This window comes from Bacillus sp. JJ1127, from assembly GCF_036965845.1.
In the GTDB taxonomy this organism is placed as follows: domain Bacteria; phylum Bacillota; class Bacilli; order Bacillales; family Bacillaceae_G; genus Bacillus_A.
On sequence record NZ_JBALQK010000170.1, the window covers coordinates 1 to 15946 of the forward strand.

17 protein-coding genes are annotated in these 15946 nt (G+C 35.0%); 3 read left to right on the plus strand and 14 right to left on the minus strand.

From position 1 onward, the window contains the following. Positions 1-145: 145 nt before the first annotated feature. The 7 genes from V7183_RS16890 to V7183_RS16920 are packed head-to-tail and all read right to left on the minus strand — an operon-like array spanning position 146 to position 5330. Positions 146-418 (minus strand): flagellar biosynthesis protein FlgG, encoded by a 273-nt coding sequence (locus tag V7183_RS16890; RefSeq protein WP_335360244.1) that lies wholly within the window; start codon positions 416-418, stop codon positions 146-148. Further along, a complete protein-coding gene (gene fliS / locus V7183_RS16895) occupies positions 408-776 on the minus strand; it encodes a flagellar export chaperone FliS (protein ID WP_097896253.1) in 369 nt (122 codons plus the stop codon). The genes V7183_RS16890 and fliS overlap by 11 nt, the downstream gene beginning before the upstream one ends. Positions 777-798: 22 nt before the next feature. Beyond that, positions 799-2142 carry a flagellar hook-associated protein 2 gene (locus V7183_RS16900; protein ID WP_335360245.1) on the minus strand — a complete coding sequence of 448 codons (1344 nt, stop codon included), beginning with the start codon at positions 2140-2142 and terminating at the stop codon, positions 799-801. Between the two features lie 22 nt (positions 2143-2164). Beyond that, positions 2165-3028, minus strand: a complete 864-nt coding sequence (locus V7183_RS16905) for a flagellar hook-associated protein 3 (protein WP_097896258.1) — start codon at positions 3026-3028, stop codon at positions 2165-2167. A 52-nt stretch (positions 3029-3080) separates the two neighbouring features. Then, positions 3081-4379, minus strand: coding sequence for a flagellar hook-associated protein FlgK (flgK, locus tag V7183_RS16910; protein ID WP_335360246.1), 1299 nt, complete (start codon positions 4377-4379; stop codon positions 3081-3083). 17 nt (positions 4380-4396) lie between these two features. Continuing rightward, positions 4397-4849, minus strand: coding sequence for a flagellar export chaperone FlgN (locus V7183_RS16915; RefSeq protein WP_335360247.1), 453 nt, complete (start codon positions 4847-4849; stop codon positions 4397-4399). A 16-nt stretch (positions 4850-4865) separates the two neighbouring features. Beyond that, the gene (locus tag V7183_RS16920; RefSeq protein ID WP_335360248.1) at positions 4866-5330 is read right to left on the minus strand and encodes a YaaR family protein; all 465 of its coding nucleotides are present in this window, start codon (positions 5328-5330) and stop codon (positions 4866-4868) included. A gap of 143 nt (positions 5331-5473) precedes the next feature. Here V7183_RS16920 and V7183_RS16925 point away from each other — a divergent pair, with 143 nt between their 5' ends. Then, positions 5474-5971 carry a flagellar motor switch protein FliG gene (locus V7183_RS16925; protein ID WP_097896266.1) on the plus strand — a complete coding sequence of 166 codons (498 nt, stop codon included), beginning with the start codon at positions 5474-5476 and terminating at the stop codon, positions 5969-5971. 40 nt (positions 5972-6011) lie between these two features. Continuing rightward, positions 6012-6794: a CheR family methyltransferase gene (locus V7183_RS16930; protein WP_335360249.1), complete on the plus strand. Its 783-nt coding sequence runs from the start codon at positions 6012-6014 to the stop codon at positions 6792-6794. Between the two features lie 61 nt (positions 6795-6855). Here the strand turns inward: V7183_RS16930 and V7183_RS16935 are convergent, their stop codons facing one another. The 7 genes from V7183_RS16935 to V7183_RS16965 form a co-directional block, all read right to left on the minus strand. Further along, positions 6856-7569, minus strand: coding sequence for a hypothetical protein (locus V7183_RS16935; RefSeq protein WP_335360250.1), 714 nt, complete (start codon positions 7567-7569; stop codon positions 6856-6858). A 44-nt stretch (positions 7570-7613) separates the two neighbouring features. Next, positions 7614-8870 (minus strand): transglycosylase, encoded by a 1257-nt coding sequence (locus V7183_RS16940; protein ID WP_335360251.1) that lies wholly within the window; start codon positions 8868-8870, stop codon positions 7614-7616. A 29-nt stretch (positions 8871-8899) separates the two neighbouring features. Then, positions 8900-10528, minus strand: coding sequence for a flagellar motor switch protein (locus tag V7183_RS16945; RefSeq protein WP_335360252.1), 1629 nt, complete (start codon positions 10526-10528; stop codon positions 8900-8902). A gap of 176 nt (positions 10529-10704) precedes the next feature. Beyond that, entirely contained in the window at positions 10705-12681 is a 1977-nt protein-coding gene (locus V7183_RS16950; RefSeq protein ID WP_335360253.1) for a chemotaxis protein CheA, read from the minus strand. Between the two features lie 134 nt (positions 12682-12815). After that, entirely contained in the window at positions 12816-13184 is a 369-nt protein-coding gene (locus V7183_RS16955; RefSeq protein ID WP_335360254.1) for a response regulator, read from the minus strand. A gap of 149 nt (positions 13185-13333) precedes the next feature. After that, on the minus strand, positions 13334-14011 hold the full coding sequence (locus tag V7183_RS16960) for an OmpA family protein (protein WP_097896280.1): 678 nt from the start codon (positions 14009-14011) through the stop codon (positions 13334-13336). 18 nt (positions 14012-14029) lie between these two features. Further along, on the minus strand, positions 14030-14863 hold the full coding sequence (locus tag V7183_RS16965) for a MotA/TolQ/ExbB proton channel family protein (RefSeq protein ID WP_097896282.1): 834 nt from the start codon (positions 14861-14863) through the stop codon (positions 14030-14032). 181 nt (positions 14864-15044) lie between these two features. Here V7183_RS16965 and V7183_RS16970 point away from each other — a divergent pair, with 181 nt between their 5' ends. After that, on the plus strand, positions 15045-15647 hold the full coding sequence (locus V7183_RS16970) for an HD domain-containing protein (protein WP_335360255.1): 603 nt from the start codon (positions 15045-15047) through the stop codon (positions 15645-15647). Positions 15648-15946: the final 299 nt, after the last annotated feature.

Sequence of the window (15946 nt, forward strand, 5' to 3'; positions counted from 1 at the left end):
CTAAAAAGAGGGGTTTTTGATGTATATATAGTTTGAAAGCAGGGGATTCCCTTACAAGTTGAATAGGTAAATCCCTGCTTTCAGCTTATACAAAATCACTTCTTCATATACTTACAATAACCACCCAACGAGTTATTATAATAGATTAATATTTACCGTAAAATGAATTTGCTTTCATACGCCCATCGTTCGATATAATCATTTCTTCTAATATCTTTTGTTTCTCTCGAATATGCCGAGCAGCTTTTATAATGAATGGACTGATTTTTTCTGCAACTTTTGCTCGCTCTTCATCATCTAATGTCATCATCCAGCGATTTAACATTTCACTCTTTTCCGCAAATTCTTTCTCAGATGCCGCAAGTTCACCTATTTCATTAAAACAACCAACAAATGCTTGATAGATATCATTGTTCATTTTCCAACACTCCGCGGTAACCATCTATTAAATCTTGTAATACTTTTTCAATTGCATCAATAGCTGTTGCTTGGCGTGTTAGTTTCATCGATTGAATTTGCACACTAATCCAATCGTATAAGCCAAACAAGCTATCATATAAATCTTTCGTAATTTCTGGATTTAATTGTAGTTTTAGCTCTTCAAAAATACGATCTAGCTTTTCAAGAAGCGCATCTCCTTCTTGCAACTGAAAAGTAGTCAGTAATTCTTCTAATTTACGAAACTCAACGATACATCTTTCATAAATAAAGATTGTATTTTTTATCGGATTACTCGTCATAATATCATTTTGCATATAACGTTGCCATGCTTGCATACTTTCACTTCCTCAACCTTCATTAATCATCACTTTTTTGTTTTGTCATTGCTTTAATTGTTTTTAACTGGCTATCAAGTGCTGCTAATGTAGTCTCTAACTGTTGATATTTCTTAACAATGTCAGCTTGTTTTTGTTGATTTTGCATATCAATATCATTGATTTTTCTATCCAGATCACTTACGCGTTTGTCAATATTCCCCACTTGGTTTCCAATTATACCTTTATCACCGAAAATTTTATCAAGCGGCTCTTCCATCATTTTTCCTAAACCTTTAGAACTAAAAAAGAATTGTTTCGCTGCGTCTGGATTTTCTTTCAACGCTTTCGTTAATTTCTCATCATTTACTTCCATTGTTCCATCTGATTTCATTTGAATACCGTACGTAAATAAATAGTTTCCATCTTGCGAAAATGTTGCAACATTGCCCATCACTTGACGAATACTTTGCATAATCGATTGCCCTTGAAAAGCTCCGCCTTTCCCAGCAAAGACATCTACTGTTGAAACAGCTTTATTATAATCCGCTACCATTTTTTTGATGAGGTTAGCTGCATCTGTTACGTTTGAATCATCTACTGTAAATTTTAGCTCTACTGGATTCGTTTCTGCAGCTGTCACTTTCAGCAACTCAATTTTCATACCTGGAAGTGCCTCGACTGTGTTACTAGCGCTCGTTCCTCCAATACCATTAATGGTATATTTTGCATCCTGCGCTTCATTGATTGTGTTTAAGACGCTTGTACCATTCTTTTCTGAGTAAAACATCCTTTTAAATAAATCTGATGTCCCATCATGTAAATCAATTTTGTTTGCTTCCCCTTCTTTTGTGGAAGACATAAAGATTTTTCCGCCAAGCGTATACGCAGATACACCATAGTTTCCATCATTAATCCGATTAATTAAATCTTTATAAGTCATATCAGCTGTTACTTTTAGTTCCTTATCCTTACCAATTTTGAGCGTATCATTTACATTTAATTTATCCTCTAGATTAATTGGATTCGAAGCAATTTGATGACGCTGAGCCAATTGCGTAATTGTCATGTTAAACGTCCCCGCAATTGCACCACCATCTGCTTTTACATTGATATAACCGTCTTGTGACGTCGTTACCTTCTTCTCATTCCCTTTAAAAGCAGCTAAGTTTTTAAATGTTTGTGTAAATGAACTAAATTCTGATTTTAAACTTGTATATAATAATTTATCTTGTGAAAGTTTATTCTTCTCGTTATTATAAGGTGTTTTTCTCATCTCTAACGCTGATAGCTCTAAATCCACAAAATTTTTCGTATCAATAAGAGTATTACCAAGATTCCAAATCTGTTGTCTATCCCCAATATTAGAAATTGATGTTCCTGACATTTTTTTCCACTCCTTATTCTATTTACATATAATCTAAAATACTCGTTTTGCTCATCGTACTAACAGCCTTTAATGTTGCTTCATACGTGGCATTTATATAAGCTAAATCAGAAATAGCTACCGCTAAATCGACATCTTCAATTTCTTTGCGGTTTTCTTGCAGTGCTAAATTCTGTTCACTTAAGATTGTTTTAAATGTATCCATTGTGTTCATTGTTGAACCAACTTCTGTTATACGATCCAGCACCTTATCTAGATTTTGTTTATTTTCATCTGATAATGGTCGTAACGCTTGTTGATCACCGTTCTGCAACGCATCTCTCATCTTCATCAATGTTTCAATGGCCGGAGATAATACCTCTTTTCCGTTGCGGAATGCCTTAAATTCATAACCGTCGTTTAATTGCCAAATTACATCATTTTGCCCGCCTTGGTACGTTCCATTTTCTTGAAATGGAGACTGCGCAACACTATCTCCGCCAAAAATGTAACGCCCTTGTTCTTTTGTATTTGCTAAGTACACGACTTGTTTTAAGATTTGATCAACTTCTGCTCCAATTGCTCGCAGTTCGTTTGGACCATTCGTCTCATTTAACGCTTGAAGTGTTAATTGGTTCGCTCTTTTTAAGGATGTAGAAATGCCTTGTAATGCAGTTTCTGTTTGCGTTAATATATTTTTCGAATCTGTTATATCTTTTTGCATTTGTGTAATATCCTCTAATGAGTGCGCTATTGCAAACGATTTACTTGCTGCAAGTGGATCTTCACTCATTAGAAGATTTTTCTTACCAGAAGTTACTTGATTACGATGGTATTGCTGTTGAACATTTAAGCCCATCATTTGGTTTTTAGCCCAGTTTGCATTTTGAAATGTGGATACTCTCATAAAATCACCCTCTTTATATATTTTAATTCTTTATGAATTAACTAGCTTCACTTTATCGAATAATTGAAAATAGGCTATCAAATACTTCATTAATCGTCGTAATTGCCTTTGAATTCGCTACAAAATACTTTTGGAATGCCATTAAATTGACCATTTCTTCTTCCATATTGACGCCTTCTATACTCATTTTTTCTTGTTCAATACCTTGTAATAAGTCTCCATGAATGTCTTTAAATGCGCTAGCGGCGTTTTTATCAGATGCTACCCCAACAAGAAATTTATCTAATGTTTGCTTATAAGAAAGTCCGTTCTTATATGGTTGATCTGTAACTCTTGCAAGTTGGTTTGCAGTATCGGCAGAAATTTTCATTTTTGAAATGTCTTTTATGAAGTCAGGGTTTAATTGAATATTTCGTGCATGATCTCCGATAAAGAAGTCTTTCTTCATAACAGTGTTCACTTGGTCCTTAACAGCAATCATTAATTCCTGGAAGTCTTTCTTATAGTCAGCAATCTTTGCTTTCGTATCAATTGCAGCAGAAATGGAACCGCCCTGTAACGAAATATCTTTTCCAGAGATTTGGACTTTATATGGTTCCTGATCCTTTTTCAGCTGAAGTGGGTATGTATCTTGTCCACTCACTGTTAACGAGCCACTTATTCTAACACTCGCAATATTAGGATGCATTGATTCGTAAGAAACTTCTATGTTGGCATATTGAGACATGTCCGTGATAATACGATCCCGCTCATCTAAGAGCTGATTCGGTACGGGCGAGCCTGCCTGTCCAATCTTTTTATTCGCTTCTGCTAAATTAGTAGCAAGGCGGTTAAACTCATTTACATGACCTTCAATATCTTCTGCTGTTTGTGTTTCTGCCGTATCTAAGTTTTTTGCGAGGCGATTTACTTGATTCGTAAATTTATTTGTTCCAGCAATTAACGTATCATAGTAATTCGGTTGTTCTGGATTTTTCGCTACTTCACGAAATGAATTAAAGAAACCATCCATTAAACTCGATAACGAGTTGGGCCCAGTTGTTCCTATCATTGACTCTACTCGTCCTAAAGTAGAATTCATATAAGAATAATAAGAAAGCTGAGAGAATTGCTCATTATATTGCTTTGTTTTCACTTCATCCGTAACACGATCTATGCTCAATGTTTGAACACCGTTGCCAATTCTTTGCTCTGGTGTATCACCTCTACTTGATCCAATCGATCCGTAATTCACCATTTGGCGCACATATCCTGGTGTATGAATGTTAGAAAGGTTTTGTTGCGTTGTTTTCAAACCTAGTTGTGCTGCTAACAAACCAGATAGCGGTCTATTATAGTCAGATAACCTCATGATTTTTCACTTCTCCTTTACAATAACTCATTTATAAAGATTTGCGAATTATGATTCCTTTCCAGATTGTATTCAGAAACAGAATCCACAATACCTTCTGTAATTTTTAATAGTACGTTTAAGTAATATTGATTTTTCAAAAGCATCATTTTTACATTTTCTTCTAGCGTTGTTAATGTTTTTTGTAATTCTTTTATTCTTTCAATTTCTTCTTCCGAAAAATACGAAAATAATGATTGCATACGATATGGTTCGATGCCATTTTCCTTACAAAACTGCTCAATCATTTCTTGAAAAGCAGTTGTCAGCTGTTTGACACCGTCTATATACTGCATTTGCTCTACTTGTAACTTTTGTACTTCACTCACATTTTTTTGTTGTAAATTCTCATACATTTGTTCTCCAAGCACACTAATATTTTCATATGCCTTTTGGATGAGAACAAGTTTCTCATATAATTGTATGTACATATAACTTCCCTCCTTTTTACAATACTAGGTTAACTATTAAACCGTGAATTTCGCCGATTTGATTTAACATTTCTAAATGACCTGTTTTTGTATTAATTAAATTCATAACATCTTCTAAATCATTTAAACCCATTTCAGCTTGTTTCACAATTGTCATTTTTTGCGAGTATCCATACCTCGGATGACGCGACATTACATCTTTGTACTGCAGTACATGATCAACATAGAAATTCAAAAATGATTTTACTGTATTTTTGTATTCCATCACATTGTCCAGCGTTAACTCTAATTCAATTTTTTCTTTAATTTCTCCAATATTATCAACAAATGTCTCCATTTGTTCTAGCAATTTATCATTCTTGTCCTCTGCGTGCAAATTATCCGAAAAAACAAGACCACTTCTTGAAATCGCTTCTTTCGGCGTTTGCGTAGCAGGCGGTATATGCGATAAAATTGGATTATGCGAGATAGAACGTAGCATACATATCACCTATTTATTTTTTTATTTCTTTCTTCACTTAATCGTAAAATCCAGTTATTTATAATTATACTCTGTATCACGATATTTTGCAGTTATTTTTTGCAGAAGATATGTTACAATTTATCATGAGGTGGCACAAATCTATGAATATCTTTCTTTGTGGTTCAAATCAATTAACAGCATTAGATCGAGAAGAAATCAAAAATTTTTTATCAGACTATGCTAACAAACATAAAATTTACATATTATGTTACAAATCTATTGAAAATGAAGTCCTTCGTTTCTTTGTTGAAAATGAAAGACTTGCACAAAATTTATGCCTGTATACATTACAACCATTGCATTTGCTAACAGACGAGTTTCAAGAGGCTATCGATTATTTACAAGCGCATGGGGCTCAGTATATCGCTTTCGATCACCCATACGATTCAATTTATCGATCAGAATATATGTTTTTTGTCAAACAAATTGTCGAAAACAGCAATTTAGTTCTCTGTTTTTATAACGGCGATAAACATACTTCTGTTATTCCTGTCGATATCGCCAAAGACGCTGGAATTGATGCCGTTATTTATGATTTACCGGGCTCACATGTAGAACAAATGCAAAAAAGCTTTGAACAAAAAATTCGCACGATGTAAAAGGGGGAGGCACAATACAAAATATTGTGCCTATATAACTATGACAACTGAACCGAACTATGATTATTTTATAGCGAGTTTTAAACAGCAATTTAATATGGATATTTCTTTATATAAACAAGATAGGATGCGTAGAAGAATTGATTCTTTCATTTCCCGAAAAGGTTTTGAAAATTACGCCAACTTCCTGAATACTTTACGAAATAACCAGGAATTATTTACAAGCTTTATTGATTACATTACGATCAATGTATCGGAATTTTTCCGTAATAAAGAACGCTGGCAAACGTTAGAAACAAAAGTTCTCCCAAAACTATTAGAACAAAATAATGGTAAACTAAAAGCATGGAGTGCTGCATGCGCAGCTGGAGAGGAACCATATACCCTCTCATTAATCTTATCAGATCGATTACCAGCGTTTCGCTTTGAAATTCAGGCAACAGATCTTGATTTTCATATTTTAGAAAAAGCAAAGCAAGGACGATATGCGGAACGATCACTAAAAGAATTACCTGACACCATTAAAAAACGTCATTTCGCAAAAGAAAACGATACATATACACTAAGCCGAAGTATTAAACAGCAAGTGACATTTAAACAGCATGATTTATTAACACAATCCTTTGATACAAATTACGATTTAATTATTTGTCGTAACGTCATGATTTATTTTACAGAAGAAGCAAGAAGTAAGCTTTATGAAAAATTCAGCCGTTCTTTACGAAAAGGCGGCGTATTATTTGTCGGTAGCACCGAGCAAATCTTAACTCCGGAACGCTATAATCTTCAGCGCTTCGATACATTCTTTTATGAGAAAATATAGCCTATAAGAAAAGGGTCGCCTTCTTGTATAGAACAGCGACCCTTTTCTTATATAATTGCCATTACCATCGAATCAGAACGATACAAATGATCCATATGAGTAAAAAGCAAATAGTCATAGACCACTTATGCTCCTGCACGACTTCTTTCAATTGCTGAGATAACTGCGTCATATTCATTTCAGCTAGCGCTCGCCATACACTTGCATCGCGGTCTTTCGGAACGATATGCGTACCATTTATCAAAATAGCTTCACTCGAGAGCTTTGTGATATAGGCTGTAATCACGCCAACAACCATGTTTATATTTCCTTGTGAAGAATCCTGTTCTGCCCTAGAAACAAGCCCGCTTACATCCAGTAATGGGATTAATACTTTTCTCCCAAACGACATCGGTACTTCAGCGAAGTCATATGTTCCATCTAGTAAAGGAATTCCTTTCACATGCGCTTGTTTGATAAGAACCTCTATACTTCTTACAATTTGTTCATAGATTGGCTCTGATTGTCGCCCTTCTTTTGAAAGGGTATGAAGCTTCGAAAACAGCTGTAATACTGTGTCCATCTCCTTTGTGAGAACTTCTTTTAGCGCTTTCCCATCTGCAAGGCTGGCAAGTAAAATTCCGATTTCATTATTTTTTGTAATGATTTGAGATTGAGTCGTAAACGCAACATTACTTTGCTTTTGTTCTTTCTGCACTTCTTGTTCAGAAATAGCAGCAGGCTGTTTTAATGGCTCTAACGTCTTATTTTCAATTGCAATGCGTTTGATGTCCATTTTACGCCTCCCTTTTCAAATACCACAGTGTAATATCGTTCTTTTTAGCCCCACTCTTTATTATTTTTTAAGACAAAGAATAATACGAACAATCCAGATATAACGGCAAATACATCTGAAGCCTCAATACCTTGTTTATTTTTCGGCTGCTTTTTCTCTTTTTGACTCTCTACTTGCTCTTGTTTTTTTGAAGCGGCTTTATCGTTCTTTTCATCTGTTGTCTTCTTATGTACTTTCGTCGCTTCTTGTTGAGAATGAGTTGGTTCCTCTTGCTTCTTAGGTACACCTATAACCTCGGCCATCTTTTCTTCTTTCTTCAGCACTTGATCTTGCTTTATATGCTGCTCTTCTTGTTTATTTGCTTGAATCGATTCTTCTTGCTGTTCATTTTCTTTTGCCTGTTGTCCTCTTACCGATATCACATATTCACTTTCTTGGACGAATTGATTCCCTGCAGCATCAACGATTTCAATACTAAGGCGATATGTACCCGCTTGCAACGCCTCTGTTACTTCACACGTTTTGCGCCAATCCATTTCACGCTTATTGTAATCTAGTAAAAAAGTAATCTCGCTGCTGTTCTCTTTCCCTTTTAATACAACGCGCACTTCTTTCACTGCTGATTCTGCATCTGATGCTTTCACACGAATATGGAGCGAATCACCAATCTTTCGCTCCACCACTCCATCTTTCGCTCCATCAATGATTATTTGCTCAAGCTTCGGTAGTTCTTTATCCAAAGTCGGTGTTTCATTTTTAATATGAACAAGTGGAACTTTTTCTTCTCGCTCTTCTAATTCTTCTTTTCCAGCTTCTTTACGACTTTGCATGAGCTGAAGATGCCAATCACCTTCTAAATCGTATGGTCCAACCGTATAATATGCAACCCATTGCTTCGTTTCATCTTCGTACGCAAAAGATAGCGGTCTTTTTTGATCATACTGGCTATCATTTTTTTGCAATTGCAATGAGCCTTTTATACTTTGAATATTTTGTTCTTTCGGCTCTACTGCAATTCGAACCTTTTCTCCAGGTATAGCCTGTTGTTTACTAACCGTAACTACACCTAACTCCGTTTCTACATTTTGCTCATGCTGCTGTTCATTTTCTTTTTTTTGTTCTTTCTCTTCTTTTTGGTCTGTCTCTCGTTCATTTCCTTGCTGATTTCGATCATCTTGTTGATCCATTTTACCTATATCATTATTTTGTACTACATCTTCTTCCGCTTTACTCTGCATAGGGAACAATATAAGTAGATGTAATACCATCCAGCCAATGAGAAAACGTCTCATACTTTTCATCTATTTGTTCAAACTCCTATTTTGATGTCTTATAACGATTTTGTAACTTTCACACCGAAAAAGCCATCAACATTTACAAGTTCACCGTAAGCGACTAATACATCATTTACATAAATTCGAATCGGTTCATCAATATCTTCATCCAAAACAACTGCGTCATTTTCATGTAAGCTTAATATGTCTTGAATCGTTTTGACCGTACTTCCAAATACAAATTTCACATTCACTTCTACATTTTGCAGAATGGATGTATCCATATACGATGGATTATTCACTTTGATTTCTTGAAACTCAATCGGCTGCACTACCGGAACTCGAATTTCTTCCTCTTCAGCTGCTTCTTCGACAACTGGATAAAGAAGACGTCTTGCCATTTCCTTCGCTTCTGGAATCGGTAAAATTTGATACATTTTTGAGTGAACAAGATCCCCAATGTCAATATTGAATGTAATTTGAACAAGTTCGTCCAAATCTGTTCCTTCTCCTAAATATTCCATTTCTTCTTTTAATGTAACAAATTTCACCGCCGGCGGAGTAATGTCCATTTTCTCCATAAACATTTCTGACATTGCAGTTGCCGCATGCCCCATCATTTGGTTCATAATTTCTTTAATGCCGCTTAACTCTAGCTCTGTAAGTTCTTGCTCTGGATCAATTTCGCCAGTCCCCATCATCATAAGGTCTACCATCGTTAAAGCAACATCTTTCGTAAATACGAATATATTTTCATTTTTCAAACCTTCAACAAAGTCAACGTTTAAAATAACAAACGGCATCGGCACATCATCATAATGACGAACATTAATCGTTTCCACATTCGGTGTACTAATACTTACTGGTTGATTTAACACTGTCGACAATACAGTTGAAGCTGAACCTATAGAAATATTAGCAATTTCTCCAAGTACATCCTTTTCTTCTTGTGTTAAGTACTCTTTTACAGGCTGTTCTTCCGTTTTTTCTAGTTCCTGCGTCTCTTCTACGTCTTGTACTTCTGCTGGTTCTGCACCGCCAGATAACTGCAACAATTTATTTATCATTTGTTTCGCATTTTCAACTGACACGATTTGTACAAGTTTAGAGTTTACAAGTTCATCTATTTTTAAATCAAATGACACTTTAATAATTGTACCGTTTCCATCAATACCAGAGATTTTCTCCATCTCGTCTGCTAACTTTACAACCTTAATCGTTGGCGGAGACATATCAACCGTATCTCGGAAGAACTCTGACATAGATGTTGCCGCAAACCCCATCATCTGATTCATCGCTTCTTGTACCGCACTTAGTTCTAATTCTCCAGGTTCTTTTCCTTCTTCAACCTCACCTGTTCCCATCATCATTAAATCCGCGATAGCCAAGGCAACATCTTGTTTAAGGACAAGAAGATTCTCCATATCTAGTCCTTTTGTAAAATGAATATTTAATACGACATGTGGAACTTCAATTTCTCTCGCATCATATAAATCTACCATCTCTACATGAGGAGCAGTAATACTTACTTGCCTATTTAAAATAGTTGATAATATAGTTGAAGCTGAACCAAATGATATATTTGCAATCTCTCCAAGAATGTCACACTCTTGAGACGTAAGTGGCTGATTTTCTTTTTCTAGCACAATTGTGCCCGTGTCTCCTTTTGTATGTTGTTCAGGCATTTTCCCCGCCTCCTCATTTCTATTTTTTCATAAAAATCATACAGACTATCTATTACACTCGTTATATTTTAACAAACTTATTATAAAAATTGTAAACATAGATGAGCAAATATACACTTTATTATTCTTGTAACTAAAAACTCCCCAATTCCATCTACTGGGGAGTTTCATTCATACTATAAACCTTCTGGGTTTAAAATGAGGACTACCCGTCCGTCACCAAGAATTGTCGCACCAGAGAAATGATTTGCATTCTCTGCAAAAAAGTCACCTAACGACTTTAAGACAATTTCTCTTTGACCAATAATTGTATTTACAATAAGTCCATAGCTTCGATGCGTATTACGAACGATTAAAACCGGAACCATTTGACCTTCATATGATTCAAACACCTCAGCTGCTGTTTTCTCACCAAAAACAACACTTAAATGTTTCACTTCAATAATTTGATCACGATAATTAAGAACGTCTTTCCCATTTAATGCTTGTATGTCCTCTTTCTTAATTCGAATCGCCTCTACAATATTGCCAAGCGGGAAAGCATAACGCGTTTCATTCGTTTGCACAAGCATAGATTGAATAATAGAAAGTGTTAAAGGAAGCTCAATACGGAACGTACTACCTTTTCCTTCTTCTGAATCAACAATTAAATGTCCGCCTAAACTATGAATCGTATGCTTTACAACATCTAATCCAACACCGCGTCCAGAAAGATCTGAAACAACTTCAGCCGTACTAAAACCAGGTTGTAAAATAAGTTCAAACACTTCACGATCCGTTAATTTATTAGCATCCGCTTCGGTTACAACACCATTTTTGATGGCTTTTTCTAATACTTTCCCTTTATGAATGCCGTTTCCATCATCCGTAATTTGAATTACAACATGATTACCGCTATGAAACGCTTCTAATTTCATCGTACCTGTTTCATTTTTCCCAGCATCACGGCGCTTTTCAACTGTTTCAATACCATGATCGATTGCGTTACGAATTAAATGAACAAGCGGATCTCCAATTTCATCGATAACAATTTTATCAACTTCGGTATCTTCACCTGTAATTTGTAAATCAATTTTTTTCCCTAAATCTTTTGCAAGCATGCGCACCATACGCGGGAAGCGATTAAAGACCGTTTCAATCGGCACCATACGCATATTTAATAGTACATTTTGAATATCCTTAGAAATATCGCCTAATCGATTTAAATGCTCAATTAATTCTTTATTTTGAATCGTCTCTGCTAATTCATCGATACGACCACGTTCAATTACACTTTCTTCAAACATGTTCATCAATCGCTCGATTTTTTCTAATTGCACACGAATAGAGCGGTTTTCTACTTTTGCATTTTTACCTTTTGCGCTCCCTTTTGAAGGAGCCTCTTTAGAAGCCGATTGAGCAGGCATTACGTTCTGCTTGATTACAGGCTGAACAGCTTCTTTCTTCTCTTGTGCGGCTGTTTTTTCTTTTTGGATTTGCTTTACTTCTACTTTTTCAATTTCAGAAACATGAAGTGCAGCTTGTTTTAGCTCTTCCTCACTTTGATCTGTATTCATATAAATTGTAAATTCAAATCCAAAGGTATCCGCCTCAATTTCTTCCATACTTGGGACCGTTTTTTCTATACTTCCCAATTTTTGCAATGCTTCAATACACATAATTGCTCGCACTGCTTTTAAGATTGCTTGTTGTTCCACAGTAACATGAATTTCGCAAGAAGCTGTTTCATCGTTCTCTAACTCAACTTGAGCTTGGTTTTCCACAGCACTTACTGCATCACCATTTAATAATGCTTCTAGTTTTTGTTTTGTAGCAGTAACATCTATATTTCCCATACCGCCTTGCTGCACATCTGCAACCATTTTCTCCAAATTGTCAATACATTCAAAAACAACATCTATAATATCGGCATTTACTGCCATATTACCATGACGAATTTCATCAAGAACATTTTCCATCTTATGCGTTAAATCCGCCATTTCACTAAATTCCATACTTGCAGACATACCTTTAAATGTATGTGCTGAACGGAAGATTTCTCCTACGACATCCATGTCTTCAGGGTTCTGTTCTAGATTCAGTACATTTTCATTTAATGATTGTAAATGCTCTTCTGCCTCTTCAAAAAATATATTCAATAGATCTGTTTGCATTTTAATCCCCTACCTGTCTCCACAAACATTTCATTTATGTATAACAATTTAATGTTTTAAAAGCAATAGAAAAAGAGGTACCACACTTCTATACATATCATTGTTCGATTCTTTGTGGCACCCCTTTATATGAATTAGCTCGTTACTACCTTTGTTAATGCTTCAATAACACGATCAGCTTGGAAAGGCTTAACAATAAAGTCTTTCGCACCAACCTTAATTGCATCCAGTACCATGCTTTGTTGTCCCATCGCAGAGCAAATAACAACTTTTGCATTCGCATCAATTTTTATAATTTCTTTTAATGCTTCTAATCCATCCATTTCTGGCATTGTAATATCTAGTGTTACAATATCAGGCTGAAGCTCTTTAAATTTTTGAATTGCTTCTAATCCATTTTCTGCTTCACCGATAATTTCAAATTCAGTGTTGCCTTTCAATAAGTTTTTAATCATTGTTCTCATAAACATCGCATCATCTACAACTAAAATTTTATGTGCCATTCTTTTAATTCTCTCCTTCTATGTATAACCATATCTTAATATTTAATCTTATCATTCTCACCCATTATACAAAATAACACGAGAAAATTTAACATTTTTTTTAAAGAATTTCTACATTTTTATTATTTTATTAATAAAATAGAAATATATTATTCTTTTACATATATAACAACACGACGATTCTTTGCCCAATTCTCTGGTGAATCATTTGGTGCTACTGGTTTTGTATCCGCATATCCTACTGCTGCCAACCTTTTATCATCTATATGATACACCTCAACAAGATGGTGAATCATATTTGCAGCACGAGCTGAAGATAATTCCCAGTTTGATGGGAATTTCTCATTATGAATTGGTCTACTATCCGTGTGACCTTCTACGACAATTGGATTTGGAACAGATTGAAAAAATCCCGCTAATCCACTTATAATATCTTTCGCTTCAGGTTTAATGTTTGCATCTCCTGTATCAAATATTAAATTATCTACAATAACAATACTAACACCTGTATCTTCACGGTAAACTTTTACCTCTTCAATTCCATTATCTGTTACATAATTTTTTAACTTTTTATATAATTCATCCATTCTTTTTTTGGAAGCTACCTTTTCACTATTTTTTTCATGAGAAATATCAGGTATTGTATTTTCCATTACTTGTGCATCCACTTGCCCTGCATCACTAAACTTCTCAAGCATCTTTGAAAATTTCGCTGTATCTTGTTTTGACGTAGCAACTAATAATACAAAAAAAGTAAGCAATAACATCGTTAAATCGGTAAAGGTCGTCATCCAGCGCGGTGATCCTTTTTGCGGTCGTTTTATCATCATACCCCCCCTAAAAAACTAGGCTGCTCGTTTTTCTTTTTTTATTTTCGTTTCATATACATACGTATCCAGCTTTAATTTTAATTTAGAAGGAATTTGTCCACTATACAGCTCTGAAATCGCCTCTATAATAAACTTCTTCTCTGTATACATATCTTCAATACCGCGATATACTTTTTCAGCAAGCGGAATCGCAATCATATTAGCAATCACCGATCCATACAGCGTCGTTAACATCGCTACTGCCATACCAGTACCAATTTGTGAAGTATCCTGTAAATTTTGAAGCATAATGATTAGACCAATTAATGTCCCGATCATTCCCCAAGCTGGTGCAAAATCACCAATTTTATCTAGTAATGTCGCACCTTTTTTCAACTCATATACTTCTGTTTCAATATCCCTCGTTAGTATTTCTTTTAATTCCTCTTCATCGTACCCACTTAGCATTAAGCGAATTCCTTTTTGAATAAAAGGATTATCTACCTGTTCTCCATCCGCCTCTAACGATAATAGGCCATGTTTTTTTGATTTTCTGGAGAAATCTACAAATAATTCCGTTAGTTGTTCTAAGTCTTCTTCTTGTCTATTCAATACAGAAAAAATACTCTTCGTGTATTTTTTTATTTCACCAAATCTATAAGCAACAACAACTGTAGCTGCTGTTCCTCCTATAACAATTAAAATAGATGAAATATCCAAGAAATTTTTAAAACCTTTTATTCCACCGCCGCCAAGCATGATTGCTGCAATTACAATGACGAATCCTACTACAATGCCAAACGGGCTAGAAATATCAAACTTTCTTTTTTTCTTATTTGGTCTAGCTAACAATTGATTTTCGTCTCCCATATTCCTGCCCTTCCTTTTTGTTTTTTGGAAATATTTTTTTATTTTAATAATACGTTTTCGCATTCCCTTATCATTATACTTCCCTTATCCGTTTATCGCAATATTCTCATGAAATTGACACATATTGACACATTTCGTTTTTATATTAAAATTACAATATAGCAATATGAGGAGGATCCATATGGAACATAATATTTTGCAAGTCATTGCACTAGCAGAAAAACTGAAATATGAAATGAGACATAGCTGGCTTTCTAACGGTCGTCAAGAAAGCGTTGCCGAACATACATGGCGTATGTCACTAATGGCTGTCTTGGTTCAGCCTTATTTAGATAAAGAAGTAAACATGGAAAAGCTACTTAAAATGGTTATTATTCATGATCTTGTGGAAGCTGAAGCTGGGGATATCCCTGCTTTTGATACAATGGATAGCCATGAATTACAATTAAAAAAACAAGAAAATGAACAACAAGCAATTTTACACATTAAACAGACACTAGAAGGTCCTCTTGGTGAAGAATTGTACGATTTATGGATGGAATTTGAAGCGAAAGAAACATATGAAGCCAAAGTTGCAAATGCTCTCGATAAGCTAGAGGTAAAGATTCAGCATAACGAAGCAGATATCGATACTTGGCTTCCAATTGAACATAAAATGACATTTCAAGTTGCTAAGCATACAGACTTTGACTCCTTCTTATCAAAATTACAAAAAATCATTGAACAAGAAGGTGAAAAGAAATTAATTGCTGCGGGCATTGATGTCGAGGCTTGTAAACAATAACAACTTCTCTAGGAGAAACTACGATAACTTTATATATACATCAATTAACAAACCGACATAAAACCCATCTTTTTTAGGTGGGAGAGAGCATCTNNGCCTTTTTCTGCCACATACAAAGTAAAAACAGAACGAGCAAACGAGTGTAGGTTACTTTGTATTCCGCATAGCAGCGAATTTAGATGCCGAAAAATTAAAATGGATTTATATAGACACTCTATTGAGTGTCTTTTCTTTAAGTTGTTATATAAATACCAACTTAAAAACCTCTTTTTTAGATGGATGAGAGCATCTGGCCATGC

Coding starts and splice junctions, on each gene's coding strand:
- V7183_RS16890 (WP_335360244.1), bottom strand. CDS start 418: ATGAACAATGATATCTATCAAGCATTTGTTGGTTGTTTTAATGAAATA.
- fliS (WP_097896253.1), bottom strand. CDS start 776: ATGCAAGCATGGCAACGTTATATGCAAAATGATATTATGACGAGTAAT.
- V7183_RS16900 (WP_335360245.1), bottom strand. CDS start 2,142: ATGTCAGGAACATCAATTTCTAATATTGGGGATAGACAACAGATTTGG.
- V7183_RS16905 (WP_097896258.1), bottom strand. CDS start 3,028: ATGAGAGTATCCACATTTCAAAATGCAAACTGGGCTAAAAACCAAATG.
- flgK (WP_335360246.1), bottom strand. CDS start 4,379: ATGAGGTTATCTGACTATAATAGACCGCTATCTGGTTTGTTAGCAGCA.
- V7183_RS16915 (WP_335360247.1), bottom strand. CDS start 4,849: ATGTACATACAATTATATGAGAAACTTGTTCTCATCCAAAAGGCATAT.
- V7183_RS16920 (WP_335360248.1), bottom strand. CDS start 5,330: ATGCTACGTTCTATCTCGCATAATCCAATTTTATCGCATATACCGCCT.
- V7183_RS16925 (WP_097896266.1), top strand. CDS start 5,474: ATGAATATCTTTCTTTGTGGTTCAAATCAATTAACAGCATTAGATCGA.
- V7183_RS16930 (WP_335360249.1), top strand. CDS start 6,012: ATGACAACTGAACCGAACTATGATTATTTTATAGCGAGTTTTAAACAG.
- V7183_RS16935 (WP_335360250.1), bottom strand. CDS start 7,569: ATGGACATCAAACGCATTGCAATTGAAAATAAGACGTTAGAGCCATTA.
- V7183_RS16940 (WP_335360251.1), bottom strand. CDS start 8,870: ATGAAAAGTATGAGACGTTTTCTCATTGGCTGGATGGTATTACATCTA.
- V7183_RS16945 (WP_335360252.1), bottom strand. CDS start 10,528: ATGCCTGAACAACATACAAAAGGAGACACGGGCACAATTGTGCTAGAA.
- V7183_RS16950 (WP_335360253.1), bottom strand. CDS start 12,681: ATGCAAACAGATCTATTGAATATATTTTTTGAAGAGGCAGAAGAGCAT.
- V7183_RS16955 (WP_335360254.1), bottom strand. CDS start 13,184: ATGGCACATAAAATTTTAGTTGTAGATGATGCGATGTTTATGAGAACA.
- V7183_RS16960 (WP_097896280.1), bottom strand. CDS start 14,011: ATGATAAAACGACCGCAAAAAGGATCACCGCGCTGGATGACGACCTTT.
- V7183_RS16965 (WP_097896282.1), bottom strand. CDS start 14,863: ATGGGAGACGAAAATCAATTGTTAGCTAGACCAAATAAGAAAAAAAGA.
- V7183_RS16970 (WP_335360255.1), top strand. CDS start 15,045: ATGGAACATAATATTTTGCAAGTCATTGCACTAGCAGAAAAACTGAAA.